This is a genomic window from Streptomyces sp. NPDC101132 (assembly GCF_044759225.1).
GTDB lineage: Bacteria > Actinomycetota > Actinomycetes > Streptomycetales > Streptomycetaceae > Streptomyces.
Genome location: NZ_JBIVYX010000005.1, coordinates 191,989 through 207,678, shown reverse-complemented (window position 1 = coordinate 207,678; position 15,690 = coordinate 191,989). Strand labels below are relative to the sequence as shown.

Genomic DNA, 15,690 nt, shown 5'->3' with positions numbered 1-15,690 from the left:
CGACCGGGCGGCCGACACGACGCGTACGAAGCGACCGGCGGGGGCCGCCACGCGGTGCGGGGCCACCCGGCACCGGGCGCAGGTGCTGCGGCACGGCCGGCCGGCACCCGCACCGTCGGCCGGGCACCCCCCCACGAAGTGCACGAGCCGGCCGGTGGGGCGCCCGGTACCGGGACCCGGTGGCCCGGCCTCAGGCGGTGGGCCTCACGGCGCCGCCCCCGCCACGGCCGCGGCGCCGCCGTACGGCAGCCCGGGCCACTTCACCCCGCCCCCGCCGGCTCCGGTTCCGGGGGTTCGCCGAAGCGGGTGAGGGCCAGGGCGCCCGCCACGGCCACCGCGAAGCCCAGGACGGCCAGCCAGGCCAGGCCCTCCCGCGGCTCGTCGCCGAGGCAGACCACGCCCACCACCGACGGCCCGATCGTCTCGCCCAGCACCAGCCCGGCCGTGGCGGTGGTGACCGAACCGCGCTGGAGGGCCGAGGTCAGCAGCAGGAAGCCCGCCGCCCCGCCCAGCAGCAGCGCGTACAGGGCGGGGCTGGTGAGCGCCGACCACCCGTCGACCAGCCGCACCGCGACCTCGACCACCCCGAAGCCGGTGCCCGAGGCCAGGCCCAGGACGAGCGCCCGCGGCCGGTCCGGCAGGCGCCCGGCCGCCGCGCCCAGCACCAGTACCGCCACCGCCGCGGCCAGCAGGGCCCATTCCAGGGCGGGGGTGCCGGGCCGGTCGCCCTCCGGCCCCGAGGACATGCCCAGCATCGACAGCCCGGCGCACACCATCGCGACGGCCGCCCACTCGGTCCGCGTCAGCCGCGTGTGCATCAGCCGGGCCGCCACCACCGCCGTGACGGCCAGGCTGGAGGCGAGGGCCGCGCCCACCGCGTAGATGGGGATGGACCGCAGGGCGATGATCTGGAGCACGAAGCCGAGCCCGTCCAGGCCCAGACCGGCGAGATACCGCCACTGCCGCAGCACGCGCAGCATCAGCGCCGGATCCACTCCCGAGCCAGTTCCCGGCCCGGTGGCACGGGCCGCGACGGCCTGGAGGACCGAGGCCGTGCCGAAGCAGACCGCCGAACCGAGGGCGCAAAGCATCCCAATGAGCACAAAGAGACCTTAGTGCAGCGCCTGCGCACCGGCCGGATTCCATCGCCCCCCGGACGGTTCTACCCTGTGGGCGAGACACCCCAGGGGGAGGACAGGATGGACAGCAAGAACAGCCGGCGGATGCGCTCCGGCGCCGTCGTGCTCGGCGGCATGGGCCTGCTCGCGGCGACTCTGGTCGCCTGCGGCTCGGACGCGGACCCGGACCGCCGCTGCGCCGACCGGAAGACGCTCAAGGTGCTGCCCGGCAAGCAGTGCAAGAAGGGCGGCAGCGGCTCGTACTACTACGGCGGCAGCACCAAGGACGGCAAGCTGAGCGGCGGCAGCTTCGACAAGTCCGCGGTCTCCCGCGGCGGCATCGGCAAGTCCGGCGGCGGCTCGGGCAAGTCCGGCTCCAGCGGGGGCTGAACCGTACCGTGGAGCGCCATCGCATCACCCCGCGTCCCGACTGGCAGCGGATCGTGGAGGAGCAGGGCCTGATCTACCCGCTCACCCGCCAGCCCGACGGCTCGCTCACGCCCTACTGGGACGAGAGCGCGTACTACTCCTTCACCCTCCCCGAGGTCGAGGCCCTGGAGGAGACCGTCGAGGAGCTGCACGCCATGTGCCTGAGGGCGGCGGAGCACATCGTCGAGCAGGATCGTTTCGCTGACCTGGGGATCACCGATCCCCGGCTGCGGGACCTGATCGCGGAGTCGTGGCGGCGGCGCGCCGAACTCCCGTCGCTGTACGGGCGGTTCGACCTGCGGTACGACGGCACCGGCCCGGCCAGGATGCTGGAGTACAACGCCGACACCCCGACCTCGCTGGTGGAGGCGGCGAGCCCCCAGTGGTTCTGGATGGAGGACCGCTTCCCGGGCGCCGACCAGTGGAACTCGCTGCACGAGCGGCTGGTCGACGCCTGGCGCCGGCAGGCCGAGCTGCTCCCGCCCGGGCCGGTGCACTTCGCGCACTCCGAGACCGACGAGCTCGGCGAGGACCTGATGACGGTCGCGTACCTGCGCGAGACCGCCGAGCAGGCCGGGCTGGTCACGAAGGCCCTCTCGGTGGAGCGGATCGGCTGGGACCGGCTCAGCGGCCGGTTCGTGGACGAGCAGCTGGCGTTCATCCGCAGCTGCTTCAAGCTCTACCCCTGGGAGTGGCTGGCCACCGACGCCTTCGGCCCGCAGGTGCTGGACACCCTGGACAACGGCGGCGGCTCGGGCACCACCTGCTGGATCGAGCCGGCCTGGAAGATGCTGTTGTCCAACAAGGCGCTGCTGGCGGTGCTCTGGGAGCTGTTCCCCGGCCACCCGAACCTGCTGCCGGCCTACCTCGACGGCCCGCGCGAGCTGGCGTCGACGACCGGGTACGTGTCCAAGCCGCTGCTGGGCCGGGAGGGCGCCGGGGTCTCCGTGCACGAGCCGGGCGCCGAGCCGGTCGTACGCGAGGACGAGCCCTGCGTCTACCAGGAGCTGGCGGCGCTGCCCGACTTCGACGGCAACCGCACCGTGCTGGGCGCGTGGGTGGTCGAGGACGAGGCGGCGGGGCTGGGCATCCGGGAGTCCGCGGGGCTGGTCACGGACGAGTACGCCCGCTTCCTGCCCCACGTCATCCGCTGACCCGGCGCGCGGCCGGGCCGGCCGGCACCGGGCCCGCCGGCACCGGGCCCGCCGGCACCGGGCCCGCCGGCACCGGGCCCGCCGGCACCGGGCCCGCCGGCACCGGGCCCGGACCGCGTACGGCTCGGGCCCGGGCCGCGCGCGGTACGGCTCGGGCCCGGACCGCGCGCCGTACGGCTCAGGCCAGGACCGCCCGCAGCTGGTCCAGGCCCCAGTCCAGGTCCTCCTTGGCGATCACCAGCGGCGGGGCGATCCGGATCGTCGACCCGTGCGTGTCCTTGACCAGGACGCCCCGTTCCATCAGCCGCTCGGAGACCTCGCGCCCGGTGCCGTGCCCGGGGGCGATGTCCACGCCCGCCCACAGGCCCCGGCCGCGCACCGCGGTCACCGCGCCGCCGCCCACCAGCAGGTTCAGCTCGCGGTGCAGGTGGTCCCCCAGCTCCGCGGCCCGCTGCTGGTACTCGCCCGAGCGCAGCATCGCGATGACCTCCAGCCCCACGGCGCAGGCCAGCGGGTTGCCGCCGAAGGTCGAGCCGTGCTCACCGGGCCGGAAGACCCCCAGCACGTCCCGGTCGGCGACCACCGCGGAGACCGGTACGACGCCCCCGCCGAGTGCCTTGCCCAGGACGTAGACGTCCGGCACCACGTCCTCGTGCTCGCAGGCGAAGGTCTTCCCGGTACGGCCCAGGCCGGACTGGATCTCGTCCGCCATGAACAGCACGTTCTTCCGCCGCGTCAGTTCCCGCACCCCGGCCAGGTATCCGGGCGGCGGCACCAGGACGCCGGCCTCGCCCTGGATCGGTTCGAGCAGCACGGCCACCGTGTGCGCGGTGACGGCCGCGTCGAGCGCGGTCAGGTCGCCGTACGGGACGATCTCGAAGCCGGGGGTGTAGGGGCCGTAGTGGTCGCGGGCCTCGTGGTCGGTGGAGAACGACACGATGGTCGTGGTCCGGCCGTGGAAGTTGTTCGCCGCCACCACGATCTTGGCGTGGCCGTCCGGGACGCCCTTGACCTCGTAGCCCCACTTGCGGGCGGTCTTGACCGCCGTCTCGACCGCCTCGGCCCCCGTGTTCATCGGCAGGACCATCTCCTTGCCGCACAGCGCGGCGAGTTCGGTACAGAACTCGGCGAAGCGGTCGTGGTGGAACGCGCGCGAGGTGAGCGTCACCCGCTCCAGCTGGGCTCTGGCCGCGTCGAGCAGACGGCGGTTGCCGTGCCCGAAGTTGAGCGCGGAGTAGCCCGCGAGCATGTCGAGGAACCGGCGCCCCTCGACGTCCGTCATCCACGCGCCCTCGGCCGAGGCGACGACGACGGGCAGCGGGTGGTAGTTGTGCGCGCTGTGCGCCTCGGCGGAGCGGATGGCGTCTGCTGTAGTCGACACGGGGTCTCCGTTCGTCCTGCTGCGGGTGAGGGGGGTGGGCCTCCTTTCTTATCGTCGCTCGGATGCTGGACGAAGAAACCTTGGAGCGCGTCGTGCCCGCTAGGCTGTGCGCACGCGCGGCGACTGGCGTACGGAGAAGGAACTCCGGGGGAGCCGTGCGCGTACGACCGCACCAGCGGGCCGCTCGCCTGGGCCGCCGCGGGGACGAACCGCCATCGACCCCACGGAGGAGCGCCATGAGCACGCGCCACCCCGCACTCGCCGCCACCGACCCCGCCCTGGCCGCCCTGGTCGGCGCCGAGGAGCGGCTGCAGGCCGAGACCCTGCGCCTGATCCCCAGCGAGAACTACGTGTCCGCCGCCGTGCTGGAGGCCTCCGGCACGGTCCTGCAGAACAAGTACAGCGAGGGCTACCCGGGCCGCCGCTACTACGAGGGCCAGCAGAACATCGACCAGGTCGAGTCCCTGGCCATCGAGCGGGCCAAGGCCGTCTTCGGCGTGGACCACGCCAACGTCCAGCCGTACTCCGGCTCGCCCGCGAACCTCGCCGTCTACCTCGCCTTCGCGCAGCCCGGCGACACCGTCATGGGCATGGCGCTGCCGATGGGCGGCCACCTGACGCACGGCTGGGGCGTCTCGGCCACCGGCTCATGGTTCCGGGGCGTGCAGTACGGCGTGCGCGCCGACACCGGTCTGATCGACTTCGACCAGGTCCGGGAGATCGCGCTCAAGGAGCGGCCGAAGGTGATCTTCTGTGGCGGCACCGCGCTGCCCCGCACGATCGACTTCGCCGCGTTCGCGGAGATCGCGAAGGAGGCGGGCTCGGTGCTGGTCGCCGACGTCGCGCACATCGCGGGCCTGATCGCCGGTGGCGCGCACCCCTCGCCCGTACCGCACGTGGACGTCGTGTCCACGACCACCCACAAGACGCTGCGCGGCCCGCGCGGCGCCATGCTGATGTGCCGCGAGGAGCACGCGAAGGCGATCGACAAGGCCGTCTTCCCGGGCCTCCAGGGCGGCCCGCACAACCAGACCACCGCGGGCATCGCGGTCGCGCTCCACGAGGCGTCGCAGCCCGCCTTCCGGGAGTACGCGGCCCAGGTCGTCGCCAACGCCAAGGCGCTGGCCGCGGGGCTGCTGGAGCGGGGCTTCGACCTGGTCTCCGGCGGTACGGACAACCACCTGATCCTGATGGACCTGACGCCGAAGGCCGTGCCGGGCAAGGTGGCGGCGAAGGCGCTGGACCGGGCGGGGATCGTGGTCAACTACAACACGGTGCCGTACGACCCGCGGAAGCCGTTCGACCCGTCCGGGGTGCGGATCGGTACGCCCTCGCTGACCTCCCGGGGCCTGACCCCGGACCACATGCCGCTGGTGGCTGAGTGGATCGACCGGGGCGTCGCGGCGGCCGCGAAGTCCGACGAGGAGGCCCTGGCCGCGGTCCGCGCCGAGGTGGCGGACCTCATGTCGGCCTTCCCGGCCCCGGGCCTCCCCGCCTGACCCCGGGACCCCCCCGCCGGCACCCCCGCACCGCGGGCAGTCCAGCCCCTCCGGCGTTTGAGGAGCGGGGGCCGGGGCGGAGCCCCGGGAAACGGAGAAAGGGCGGGGCGGGGAGCACCTACCGCCTGGAGCACCCCCAGCGGCAGCCGGGCAGGCAACGGTGGGCACCCGGCACGGGACCGGCACCGGCACCGGCACCGTCCACCGTCCGGACCCCCGGTGTGATCCCCGCCTCACGCCACCGCCGGGCCGGCGGGGATCAGGCCACGGACGGCCGAGGACCCGCCCCGCACCTGAGAGAATGGCTCCATGCCCTTCGACCGTCCTCGCGCGCTCTCCGGTATCCAGCCCACCTCCGGTTCGTTCCACCTCGGGAACTACCTCGGTGCCATCCGCCAGTACGTCGCCCTGCAGGAGTCGCACGACGCCTTCTACATGGTCGTCGACCTGCACGCGATCACCGTCCCGCAGGATCCCGCGGCCCTGCGCGAGAACACCCGGCTCTCCGTCGCGCAGCTGCTCGCGGCCGGCCTCGACCCGGACCGGTGCACCCTGTTCGTGCAGAGCCACGTCCCCGAGCACGCGCAGCTCGGCTGGGTGATGAACTGCCTGACCGGCTTCGGCGAGGCCAGCCGGATGACCCAGTTCAAGGACAAGTCGGCGAAGCAGGGCGCGGGCAACGCCACCGTCGGCCTCTTCACGTACCCGATCCTCCAGGTCGCGGACATCCTGCTCTACCAGGCGAACGCCGTCCCGGTCGGCGAGGACCAGCGCCAGCACATCGAGCTGACCCGCGACCTCGCGGAGCGGTTCAACCAGCGCTTCGGCCAGACCTTCACCATCCCGGCCGCGCACATCGTCAAGGAGGTCGCGAAGATCTACGACCTCCAGGACCCGACGGCGAAGATGAGCAAGTCCACCGCCAACCCCAAGGGCCTGATCAACCTCCTCGACGAGCCCAAGGCCACCGCGAAGAAGATCAAGAGCGCGGTCACCGACACCGACACGGTGATCCGGTTCGACGCGGAGCAGAAGCCCGGCATCAGCAACCTGCTGACCATCTACTCCACGCTCACGGACACCCCCGTGGCCGAGCTTGAACAGAAGTACGAGGGCAAGGGCTACGGCGCGCTGAAGACGGAGCTGGCCGAGGTCGTGGTCGACTTCGTCACACCCTTCAAGCAGCGCACGCAGGAATACCTGGACGACCCGGAGACGCTGGACTCGATCCTGGCCAAGGGCGCCGAGAAGGCCCGCGCGGTCGCCGCGGAGACGCTCGCGCAGGCCTACGACCGGCTCGGGTTCCTCCCGGCGAAGCACTGATACAGCCCTGGTACGCCGGCGGGACAGCACTGGCGACCAAGGCCCCTGGCCGGATCGGGGGTGCTGGCCCCACACTGGGGTCGGCACACCCCGCGGCCCACAGGCCGCACACAGCAGACGATCACGAGGAGACCACGTGGGGACCGTAACGCTCGGCGTTTCGATCGCGGTCCCGGAGCCGTACGGCAGCCTGCTCCAGGAGCGGCGCGCCGGCTTCGGGGACGCCGCCGCGCACGGCATCCCCACGCACATCACCCTCGTGCCGCCCACCGAGGTCGAGGCGGACCGGCTGGCGGAGATCCGGGCGCACCTGTCCGAGGTGGCCGCCGCGGGCCGTCCCTTCGTGGTGCGGCTGGCCGGCACCGGCACCTTCCGCCCGCTGTCGCCGGTGGTCTTCGTCAAGGTCGCCGAGGGCGGCGAGGCCTGCGCCCGGATCCAGGGCGAGGTCCGGGACCCGGACGGCCCCCTCCGGAGGGACCTGCAGTTCCCGTACCACCCGCACGTGACCGTGGCCCACGGGATCGCCGAGGAGGCGATGGACCGGGCCTACGCGGAGCTCGCGGACTTCGAGGCCGAGTGGGTCTCCACCGGTTTCGCGCTGTACGAGCAGGGCTCGGACGGCGTCTGGCGCAAGCTGCGGGAGTACCCCTTCGGCAGCGGCGCGGCCGGCGTGCCCGCGCAGTGCGCCCACCGGGACGAACCGACGCTCCAGGCGTAGCCGGAGAACCTGCGGGCGCGGAACTTCAGGCTCCGCAGCACCAGGGAACGGAACGGGCGCGTGCGGCCGGTGGTGGTCATGGCACCGAACGTATCCACCCAAAGTGACGATTCGGGTGATTTCACACGACGGGCCGGTGATCACCCTTCGTTCTTTTTCCGTGCCCCCGCCCCTACGGTGAGCGCATGGACTGGCTGAGGAACCTTCCCGTCGTCGGGCCGGCGGCCGGCCGCCTGATGCGGACGCACGCGTGGCGCTCGTACGAGCGGCTCGACCGGGTCCACTGGACCCGCCTCGCCGCGGCGATCACCTTCATCAGCTTCCTCGCGCTCTTCCCGCTGATCACCGTCGCGGCCGCGGTCGGCGCGGCCCTGCTCAGCGACGACCAGCTGGACGAGCTGGAGAAGAGCCTCTCCGAGCAGGTGCCCGGCATCTCCGAGCAGCTCAACATCGGGGGACTGGTCGACAACGCCGGCACGGTCGGCCTCGTCGCCGGCGCGCTGCTGCTCTTCACCGGCATCGGCTGGGTGGGCTCGATGCGGGACTGCCTGCGTGCCGTCTGGGAGCAGGACGACGAGGACGAGGGCAACCCGTTCGTCCGCAAGGGCAAGGACGGGCTGGTGCTGCTCGGGCTGGGCGCCGCGGGCCTCGTCTCGGCCGCCGCGTCGGTCTTCGGGTCCAGCGCCGTGGGCAGGACCGCCGAGTGGCTGGGCGTGCCCCAGGGCGGTGTGGGCGGGGTGGTGCTGCGGGCCGCCGCCTTCCTGGTGGGCGTGCTGGCGGCCTTCCTGCTGCTGCTCTACGTGCTGACGCTGCTGCCCGGCGTGCAGCCGCCGCGCCGCCGCCTGATCGTGGCCGCGCTGATCTTCGCGGTCGGCTTCGAGCTCCTGAAGCTGCTGCTGAGCGGCTACTTCCAGGGGGTCGCGACCAAGAGCATGTACGGGGCCTTCGGCGTGCCCGTCGCCCTGCTGCTGTGGATCAACTTCACCGCGAAGCTGCTCCTGTACTGCTCGGCCTGGACGGCCACGGGGCCGGAAGGGCCGGCGGAGGCTCCTGAGCCCTCTGAGGCCCCGGGGGAGCCGGAGGCGCCCGCGGCCCCGGCGGACGGCGCGGAGCCGCCCGGCGGGCCCGCGGGGGCCCGTACCGAGCCGGACCCGGGCGGCCCGACGGTCAGGCGTCGGGGCGCGGGTCCCGACGGCGGCGCGGCCAGCGGCGGTTGACGAGGAAGGCGCCGCCCGCCAGCACGGCCAGCGCGCCGCCGGTCACCGCCGCCGCCGTGCCCATGCCGCCGGGGGTGTCCGCCCCGACGGCCGCCGGCTTGGACTCGTGGCTCTGCGCGGGGGCGCCGAGGTTGGTGGTGTCGGCGCTCTTCGGCGGGACCAGCTCGCCGACCGGGGTGACCTTCCCGGCGGCCGCGAAGCCCCAGTCCAGCAGGGCGGCGGTCTCCTCGTAGACGGCGTTGCCGCCGCCCTCGCTCGGGTTCATCACCGTGACCAGCAGCTTCTTGTCGCCGCGCTGCGCGACGCCGGTGAAGGTGGAGCCGGCCATGGTGGTGTTGCCGTTCTTCACGCCCGCGATGCCCTGGTACGGGGTCATGCCGAGCGCACCGGTCATCAGCCGGTTGGTGTTCTGGATCTCGAAGGTCTCGCGGGGCTTGCCCGGCTTCTGGTCGCCGGGGAACTTGGCGGTCGCCGTCGCGCAGTACTCGCGGAAGTCCTTCTTCTGCATCCCGGAGCGGGCGAACAGCGTGAGGTCGTACGCGCTGGAGACCTGGCCGGGGGCGTCGTACCCGTCCGGCGAGACCACCTGGGTGTCCAGGGCCTGGAGCTCCTCGGCGTGGGCCTGCATGTCGTCGACGGTCTTGGGGATCCCGCCGTTCATCGCGGACAGGACGTGCACCGCGTCGTTCCCGGACCGCAGGAACACCCCGAGCCACAGGTCGTGGACCGAGTACTCCAGGTCCTCCTTGAGCCCGACCGTGCTGCTGCCCGGGCCCACCCCCGCCAGCTCCTGCTCGGTGACCTTGTGGACCTGCTCCTTGGGCAGGGTGGGCAGCACGGTGTCCGCGAAGAGCATCTTCAGCGTGGAGGCCGGGGGCAGCCGCCAGTGCGCGTTGTGCGCGGCGAGCACCTCGCCCGACTCGGCGTCCGCCACGATCCAGGACCGGCCCGACAGCTGCTTGGGCAGCGCGGGCGCGCCCGGCCCGAGCTGCACCTGGGTGCCCGGCTTGCCCAGCAGGGTCCCGCCCACCGTGGACATCGAGGCGGGGGGAGCGGGCTGCAGCTTCCCCTGGCCCTTGCTGCCGGGCTTGTCGTCGGCGAGGGCGGGACCCGCGGTGAGGGCGGGGAGCAGCAGCGCGGCGGAAAGGACCGTCAGCGCGGTCTTCTTGGCAGACACGCAGGTGAAAGTACATGCAGTCCGCGTGCTTGCCGACCCGCTCGGTCCAAACCGCCGGAACTGCCGCCGGGACAGCCCACCCCGACGCCGCCGTCCTGGGGACGGAGCCGATACTGGGCCCATGAGACTGAGCCGAGCCGCCTCCTGGTTCCTGCTCGCCTTCGGGGCGTGGAGCTGGGTCATCTGGATCACCTTCGTCAAGAACCTGTGGAAGGACGGCAGTGGCCTCGCCTTCGACGACGCGGGTGACCCGACCGGCTACTTCTGGGTGCACCTGGCGCTGGCCATCACGTCGTTTCTCCTGGGGACGGGCGTCGGTCTGATCGGGTTGCGCGGGGTCCGCGCTCTGCGGCGTGAATCACGATGACGGTCGTCGTGGTCGTCCTCGTCGTGCTGGCCGTCCTGGCGCTCCTGGCGCTGGTGCACCGCTGGCTGTGGATCCGCCTGGTCCGTGACACGGGCCTGACGGGATGGGCGCGCCGCTCGGGCACGACCGCCCTGATCGCGCTGCCGCTGCTCTCGCTGGCCGCGCTGACCGCGGGCCGCGCCGGCGCGCCCTTCCTGCTCCAGCAGGTCGTCTCCTGGCCCGGCTACCTCTGGCTGGCGGTCCTGCTGTACCTGACGCTGGCCATGCTGGCGCTGGAACCGGTACGGGCCGTCTGGCTCCGCCGGTCGCGGGCGGCGGCCCCCGCGCCCGTACCCGCCCCCGCCCCCGAGCCGGTCCGGGTGCCGGAGGCGGCACCGGAGCCCGGCCGCCCCGGAGCGGACGCCACCCCCGCCCCGCCGGCGCCCGAGGAGACCCCGGCCGGCGCGACCGGCACCACCCGCCGGGTGTTCGTGGCCCGGACGCTGGGCGGCGTGGCCGCGGCGGCGGCCCTCGCGACGGTCGGCCAGGGAACGTACGGCGTGCTGCGCGGCCCCCGCGTCAAGCGGGTCACCGTCCCGCTGGCCCGGCTGCCCCGCGCCCAGCACGGCTTCCGCATCGCCGTCGTCAGTGACGTCCACCTCGGGCCGGTGCTCGGCCGGGCCCACACCCAGCGCATCGTCGACACCATCAACTCCACCCAGCCCGACCTCGTCGCCGTCGTCGGCGACCTGGTGGACGGCGACGTCGCGGACCTCGGCCCGGCGGCCGAGCCCCTGGCCCGGATCCGCTCCCGGCACGGCAGCTTCTTCGTCACCGGCAACCACGAGTACTTCTCCGGCGCCCAGCAGTGGGTCGACCACGTCCGCGAACTCGGCCTGCACCCCCTGGAGAACGCCCGCACCGAGATGCCCGGCTTCGACCTCGCCGGGGTCAACGACGTGGCCGGCGAGCGCGAGGGCCACGGCCCCGACTTCGCCAGGGCCCTCGGCGACCGGGACCGCGCCCGCGCCTCGGTGCTGCTGGCCCACCAGCCGGTCGTCATCCACGACGCCGTGCGGTACGGCGTGGACCTGCAGCTGTCCGGGCACACCCACGGCGGCCAGATGTGGCCGGGGGAGTACCTCGCGGATCTCGCCAACCCGACGGTGGCCGGTCTGGAGCGGTACGGCGACACACAGTTGTACGTGTCGCGCGGTGCCGGCGCCTGGGGGCCGCCGGTTCGTGTCGGTGCGCCCTCGGACATCACCGTCGTAGAGCTTGCGTCTTATCAGACGTAATCTGCCGGAACCTGTGCCGACACGCCCTTCCACTTGTGAAATTTCCGTGATTGAGTGAGCGGCGTTTGCAGGAGCCGACGGCAATAGGGGGCCGCCGGCTCGGTGGGGCATGGAGGATTTCGCGTCATGCGACGTGTGGCTATAGGGGCCCTCGCGGCCGGATCTGTTGTGTTGGTCGCGGGCGTGGGGGCTTGGCAACTCCTGCCCTCAGACGGGAACAAGAAGGACGCGATCGTGGTCGGCACGACCGACGTCGTGTCCAATCTCGACCCCGCCGGCGCGTACGACGCCGGTTCGTGGGCGCTGTACAGCAACGTGTACCAGTCGCTGCTGACCATCAAGGGCGGCGCGGACCAGCCCGTCCCGGACGCGGCCAGCTCGTGCAAGTTCATCGGCACGAAGCTCACCACCTACCAGTGCGAGCTCCGCCCCGGCCTCACCTTCTCCAACGGGCGCGAGGTGACGGCGGAGGACGTGAAGTTCTCCTTCGACCGCATCAAGGCGATCGCCTCGGACCAGGGTCCGCTGCCGCTGCTCAACACGCTGAAGTCGGTCACGGCGCAGGACCGTACGGTCACCTTCAACCTCAGCGCGCGGGACGCCACCTTCCCGTTCAAGATCGCGACCGGTGCCGGTTCGATCGTGGACAAGGAGAAGTACCCGGCGAAGTCGCTGCGCACCGGCGGCGCCCTGGACGGCTCGGGTCCGTACGTGCTCAAGGCCTCCACGAAGGGCCAGATCGAGCTGACGCCGAACGAGTCCTACAAGGGTGACGCCAAGCAGCCGCCGGTCCCGGTCACCATCAAGTACTACGAGGACTCCGACGAGCTCAACAGCGCCTGGGAGGAGCGGGAGGTCGACGTGGCCCACCGCGAGCTGCCGCCCAAGGTGCTGGCCGGTCTCAACCCGGGCATGAAGGACACGCGTTACCACGAGTCCGGTGGTTCCGAGATCCGCTCGATGGTGTTCAACGTCCGCAAGAAGTCCGCGTTCGCGGACCGCGAGGTGCGGCAGGCCGTCGCGGCCGTCATCGACCGCAACAAGCTGGCCGGCCTGACCTTCGAGGGCACGGTCCAGCCGCTGTACTCGCTGATCCCGAAGGGCATCGGCGGCCACACCACGCCGTTCTACGACACCTACCCGCAGCCCAGCACGGCCACCGCCAAGGCCCTGCTGAAGGAAGCGGGCGTGGAGACGCCGGTCTCGTTCACCCTCGGGATCAACAAGCGCGGCGCCAACGTGGCCGAGGCCGAGGAGATCAAGCAGCAGCTTGAGGAGACCGGGCTGTTCAAGGTCACCATCGACGTGCAGCCCGACTGGACGGCCTTCCAGAAGAAGTACGCGGCCGGCGGCTTCGACGCGTACACGATCGGCTGGATCGCCGACTTCCCGGACCCGGACAACTTCACCGCCCCGCTCGTCGGCGCCGACTCCAGCATGAACAACGGCTTCTCGGACCCCGCCGTCCAGCAGCTGATCACGCGCACCCAGTCCTACAGCGACCGCGGCATGGCCGCGAACGACTTCCGCGAGCTGCAGCGGCTGATCGCGCAGAAGGTCCCCATGATGCCGATCTGGCAGAAGAAGGACTACGTGATCAGCCGCGACGCGGTGACCGGCGCCCAGAACCTCTCCGACGGCACCGGCGTGTGGCGCCTGTGGGACCTGAACTGGCTCTGACCGGCCCTCAGTCCTTCGCGGACCCCTTCCGGGCGGTGGCGGCCTGCGCCATCCCCGGGAGGAAGTCCGTGAAGAGTTCGTGCACTTCGCGCACCAGCGGCCGCAGCACCCGGAAGCGGGCCAGCACGATGCCGCGGGTGGTGAGCTGGGCGCCGCGCTGGGCGAGCCGGCGGGTCCGCTCGCTGTTCTCGGACCGGTCGAAGACCCAGTAGAGGACCAGGCCCATCTGCGAGAGCCACATCAGCTCGGGCAGTACGTCGGCGAGCTCCTCGGGCACCTTGGTCTTCGCGCCCGCCAGCACCTCCCGGTGCATGTCGATCGCCTGCTTGCGGGCGGGCTCCGACTCCGGGGAGAAGGGGCTGAGCGGGCTCTCCGGGTCCGCGGCGTTCTTGAAGAACTGCGCCGCGAACTCGTGGTACGGCGCCGCGATGTCGAGCCAGGACGTCAGTACCCCGGTGAGCCGGGTCTGCAGGTCCGTCTCCTGCTCCAGGATCGGCCGGACCGCCGCCTGGTGCTCGGCGCCGATCCGGTCGTAGAACCCCTGGACCAGGTGCTCCTTGGACTCGAAGTAGTAGTACGCGTTGCCGACGGAGACCCCGGCCTCCTTGGCGATGGCCCGCATCGTCGTCTTGTCGTAACCGCGCTCCTGGAAGAGCCGGAGCGCGGTCTCCAGGATGAGCGTGCGGGTCTGCTCGCTCTTGGCGGGCTTTGCTTCAGTCACGGTGTCCGAGCCTATCCGGGTACCGCGCACCGATCATCACAGCGCGTCGTGCTTTCCCGCACCTTGGCCGCGGCGAGCATCGTCGCGCGGGCGAAGGGCATGCCGGCCGGGGTGGCCAGCCAGCGGGCCCGGGGCCGGTGTTCGGCCAGGGCCCACAGGCACATGATGAAGGCGTGGGTGCCGGTGTAGACGGCTCCCTGGTCGCTGACCACCGTGATCTCGCGGAGCGTCGCCTCGTGGTCGAGCCGCGGGAAGCGGCGCCTGGCCTCGAAGGAGGCGGCCGGCACCAGGGCCAGCGGGACCAGGCGGCGCTGCGCGAGCAGCCAGTTGCGCAGGTGCACGCAGAGCGGGCACTGGGCGTCGTAGAGGACCGTCAGGCTCCGTACGGGCCTCACCCGGGCCGTGGTCACGGCTCAGGCCCCGGCCGGAGCGGTCCAGCCCTGGGGCTGCACCGGCGGGGTGTTGTCCCGCTCCATGATCCCGCGGCGGCGCATCCTGTTGAGCACCCAGACGTTGCCGAGGTGCATCACGCCGAGGACGAGCAGGACGACGCCGAGCTTGGCCGAGAGCGCCTCGAAGAGGCTCGCGGCGTCGGGGATGTCCTCCGCGGCCTTCAGGTAGAGGCTGACGAAGCCGAGGTTGACCAGGTAGAAGCCGACCACCAGCAGGTGGTTCACGGCGTCCGCGAGCTTCTCGTTGCCGTGCAGCACGTCGGCGATGAAGATCCGCCCGTTGCGGCTGAGCGTGCGTGCCACCCAGACGGTGAGGCCGACGCTGATGAGCAGGTAGGCGATGTAGGCGACCACAGTGAGGTCCATGACCCCACCCCCCTCTTGAACGTGTTCAAAGTGCTTGCAGGAAGGACTCTAGCCCCGTCTTTGAACACGTTCAAGCCTGGAGTTGAGCATGTTCAGGGGAGGGGGTCGCAGAAGGGGCGGAACCGGGATGCATATGATCAACCCGCCTCGCGCGCCGACCACGCGCGGGCCGACCGATCCACACCCCTGGGGGGAACCATGAACCTTCGCCGTGCCCTCGCGGCCCTCGCCGCGCCCGCCCTGCTCCTGGGAGCGCCCGGCGCGGCCGGCGCCGCCGGCGCACCCGAGCCGCCCGTCGATCCCTTCGCTGCCTGCACCGCGCACGACGCCTACCCGAAGACCCGGATGACCACCGAGCTGGTGGGCCTGCCGGAGGTGGTGCCCGCCGGCACCTGGACCCCGTTCACCTTCCGGGTGAAGAACACCTCCGCCGGCAGGCTGAAGGCGGTGGGCGTACAGGTGGACGCCGGCGCCACGCAGTACAGCCCGGTCCGCGAGCAGCGGAAGACCGCCGTGCAGTGGTGGGACGGGACGGCCCGCCGCTGGCAGCCGCTGACCATCAGCCACCTGGCCTTCCAGGCGGTGCCGGTTTCCGTGAAGGCGGGCGCCGTCAAGGACGTCAAGATGCGCATCAAGGTCGCCGGCGGGGCCGGAGAGGGCCTCGGCGAGGCCATCGAGGCGGGCCGCTACATCACCTCGGGCAACACCTGCGGGTACGCCAACACCATGCACCTCTACACCTTCACGGTCCCGCCGAAGCCGGCGGCCTGACGGTCAGTCGGAAGGCCCCGCCCCGGTGCACACCGGGGGC

General features: G+C 72.3%; 16 protein-coding genes. 10 read left to right on the top strand and 6 right to left on the bottom strand.

The genetic code is table 11. The annotated features are described in order from the left end of the window. Window positions 1-260 precede the first annotated feature (260 nt). Complete coding sequence (locus ACIQUR_RS13830) at window positions 261-1,091, bottom strand: DMT family transporter (protein ID WP_403663247.1); 831 nt, start codon at window positions 1,089-1,091, stop codon at window positions 261-263. Between the two features lie 108 nt (window positions 1,092-1,199). Between ACIQUR_RS13830 and ACIQUR_RS13825 the strand changes: the two genes are divergently transcribed. Both ACIQUR_RS13825 and ACIQUR_RS13820 read left to right on the top strand, forming a co-directional pair. Next, window positions 1,200-1,508 (top strand): hypothetical protein, encoded by a 309-nt coding sequence (locus tag ACIQUR_RS13825; protein ID WP_403663244.1) that lies wholly within the window; start codon window positions 1,200-1,202, stop codon window positions 1,506-1,508. A gap of 8 nt (window positions 1,509-1,516) precedes the next feature. Then, complete coding sequence (locus ACIQUR_RS13820) at window positions 1,517-2,701, top strand: glutathionylspermidine synthase family protein (RefSeq protein WP_403663241.1); 1,185 nt, start codon at window positions 1,517-1,519, stop codon at window positions 2,699-2,701. Between the two features lie 178 nt (window positions 2,702-2,879). Here ACIQUR_RS13820 and rocD read toward each other — a convergent pair whose 3' ends face one another. After that, complete coding sequence (rocD, locus tag ACIQUR_RS13815; RefSeq protein ID WP_403663238.1) at window positions 2,880-4,082, bottom strand: ornithine--oxo-acid transaminase; 1,203 nt, start codon at window positions 4,080-4,082, stop codon at window positions 2,880-2,882. Window positions 4,083-4,318: 236 nt separating this feature from the next. Here rocD and glyA point away from each other — a divergent pair, with 236 nt between their 5' ends. The 4 genes from glyA (at window position 4,319) to ACIQUR_RS13795 (ending at window position 8,839) form a co-directional block, all read left to right on the top strand. Then, window positions 4,319-5,581, top strand: a complete 1,263-nt coding sequence (glyA, locus tag ACIQUR_RS13810) for a serine hydroxymethyltransferase (protein WP_403663235.1) — start codon at window positions 4,319-4,321, stop codon at window positions 5,579-5,581. Window positions 5,582-5,890: 309 nt separating this feature from the next. Then, entirely contained in the window at window positions 5,891-6,904 is a 1,014-nt protein-coding gene (gene trpS, locus ACIQUR_RS13805) for a tryptophan--tRNA ligase (RefSeq protein WP_403663232.1), read from the top strand. Between the two features lie 136 nt (window positions 6,905-7,040). Further along, window positions 7,041-7,622: a 2'-5' RNA ligase family protein gene (locus ACIQUR_RS13800; RefSeq protein WP_403663229.1), complete on the top strand. Its 582-nt coding sequence runs from the start codon at window positions 7,041-7,043 to the stop codon at window positions 7,620-7,622. A 185-nt stretch (window positions 7,623-7,807) separates the two neighbouring features. Then, a complete protein-coding gene (locus tag ACIQUR_RS13795) occupies window positions 7,808-8,839 on the top strand; it encodes a YhjD/YihY/BrkB family envelope integrity protein (RefSeq protein WP_403663226.1) in 1,032 nt (343 codons plus the stop codon). On the opposite strand, the gene ACIQUR_RS13790 is transcribed toward ACIQUR_RS13795, so the two are convergent. Beyond that, window positions 8,790-10,016, bottom strand: a complete 1,227-nt coding sequence (locus ACIQUR_RS13790) for a D-alanyl-D-alanine carboxypeptidase family protein (protein WP_403663223.1) — start codon at window positions 10,014-10,016, stop codon at window positions 8,790-8,792. The two genes, ACIQUR_RS13795 and ACIQUR_RS13790, sit on opposite strands and share 50 nt — an antisense overlap. Before the next feature lie 121 nt (window positions 10,017-10,137). Between ACIQUR_RS13790 and ACIQUR_RS13785 the strand changes: the two genes are divergently transcribed. The 3 genes from ACIQUR_RS13785 to ACIQUR_RS13775 all read left to right on the top strand — a co-directional run bounded on the left by ACIQUR_RS13785 (window position 10,138) and on the right by ACIQUR_RS13775 (window position 13,340). Then, the gene (locus tag ACIQUR_RS13785) at window positions 10,138-10,383 is read left to right on the top strand and encodes an SCO4848 family membrane protein (RefSeq protein ID WP_403663220.1); all 246 of its coding nucleotides are present in this window, start codon (window positions 10,138-10,140) and stop codon (window positions 10,381-10,383) included. Next, window positions 10,380-11,660 carry a metallophosphoesterase gene (locus tag ACIQUR_RS13780; protein ID WP_403663217.1) on the top strand — a complete coding sequence of 427 codons (1,281 nt, stop codon included), beginning with the start codon at window positions 10,380-10,382 and terminating at the stop codon, window positions 11,658-11,660. The genes ACIQUR_RS13785 and ACIQUR_RS13780 overlap by 4 nt, the downstream gene beginning before the upstream one ends. 126 nt (window positions 11,661-11,786) lie before the next feature. Continuing rightward, window positions 11,787-13,340 (top strand): ABC transporter substrate-binding protein, encoded by a 1,554-nt coding sequence (locus ACIQUR_RS13775; protein WP_403663214.1) that lies wholly within the window; start codon window positions 11,787-11,789, stop codon window positions 13,338-13,340. 7 nt (window positions 13,341-13,347) lie between these two features. On the opposite strand, the gene ACIQUR_RS13770 is transcribed toward ACIQUR_RS13775, so the two are convergent. Genes ACIQUR_RS13770 through ACIQUR_RS13760 form a run of 3 tightly spaced genes read right to left on the bottom strand, consistent with a single transcriptional unit; the run spans window position 13,348 to window position 14,879 of the window. Continuing rightward, a complete protein-coding gene (locus ACIQUR_RS13770; RefSeq protein ID WP_399946316.1) occupies window positions 13,348-14,061 on the bottom strand; it encodes a TetR family transcriptional regulator in 714 nt (237 codons plus the stop codon). A gap of 11 nt (window positions 14,062-14,072) precedes the next feature. Continuing rightward, on the bottom strand, window positions 14,073-14,456 hold the full coding sequence (locus ACIQUR_RS13765) for a thiol-disulfide oxidoreductase DCC family protein (protein ID WP_403663211.1): 384 nt from the start codon (window positions 14,454-14,456) through the stop codon (window positions 14,073-14,075). Between the two features lie 18 nt (window positions 14,457-14,474). Then, window positions 14,475-14,879, bottom strand: coding sequence for a hypothetical protein (locus tag ACIQUR_RS13760; RefSeq protein ID WP_403663208.1), 405 nt, complete (start codon window positions 14,877-14,879; stop codon window positions 14,475-14,477). A 198-nt stretch (window positions 14,880-15,077) separates the two neighbouring features. Between ACIQUR_RS13760 and ACIQUR_RS13755 the strand changes: the two genes are divergently transcribed. After that, the gene (locus ACIQUR_RS13755; RefSeq protein ID WP_403663205.1) at window positions 15,078-15,650 is read left to right on the top strand and encodes a hypothetical protein; all 573 of its coding nucleotides are present in this window, start codon (window positions 15,078-15,080) and stop codon (window positions 15,648-15,650) included. Window positions 15,651-15,690 lie beyond the last annotated feature (40 nt).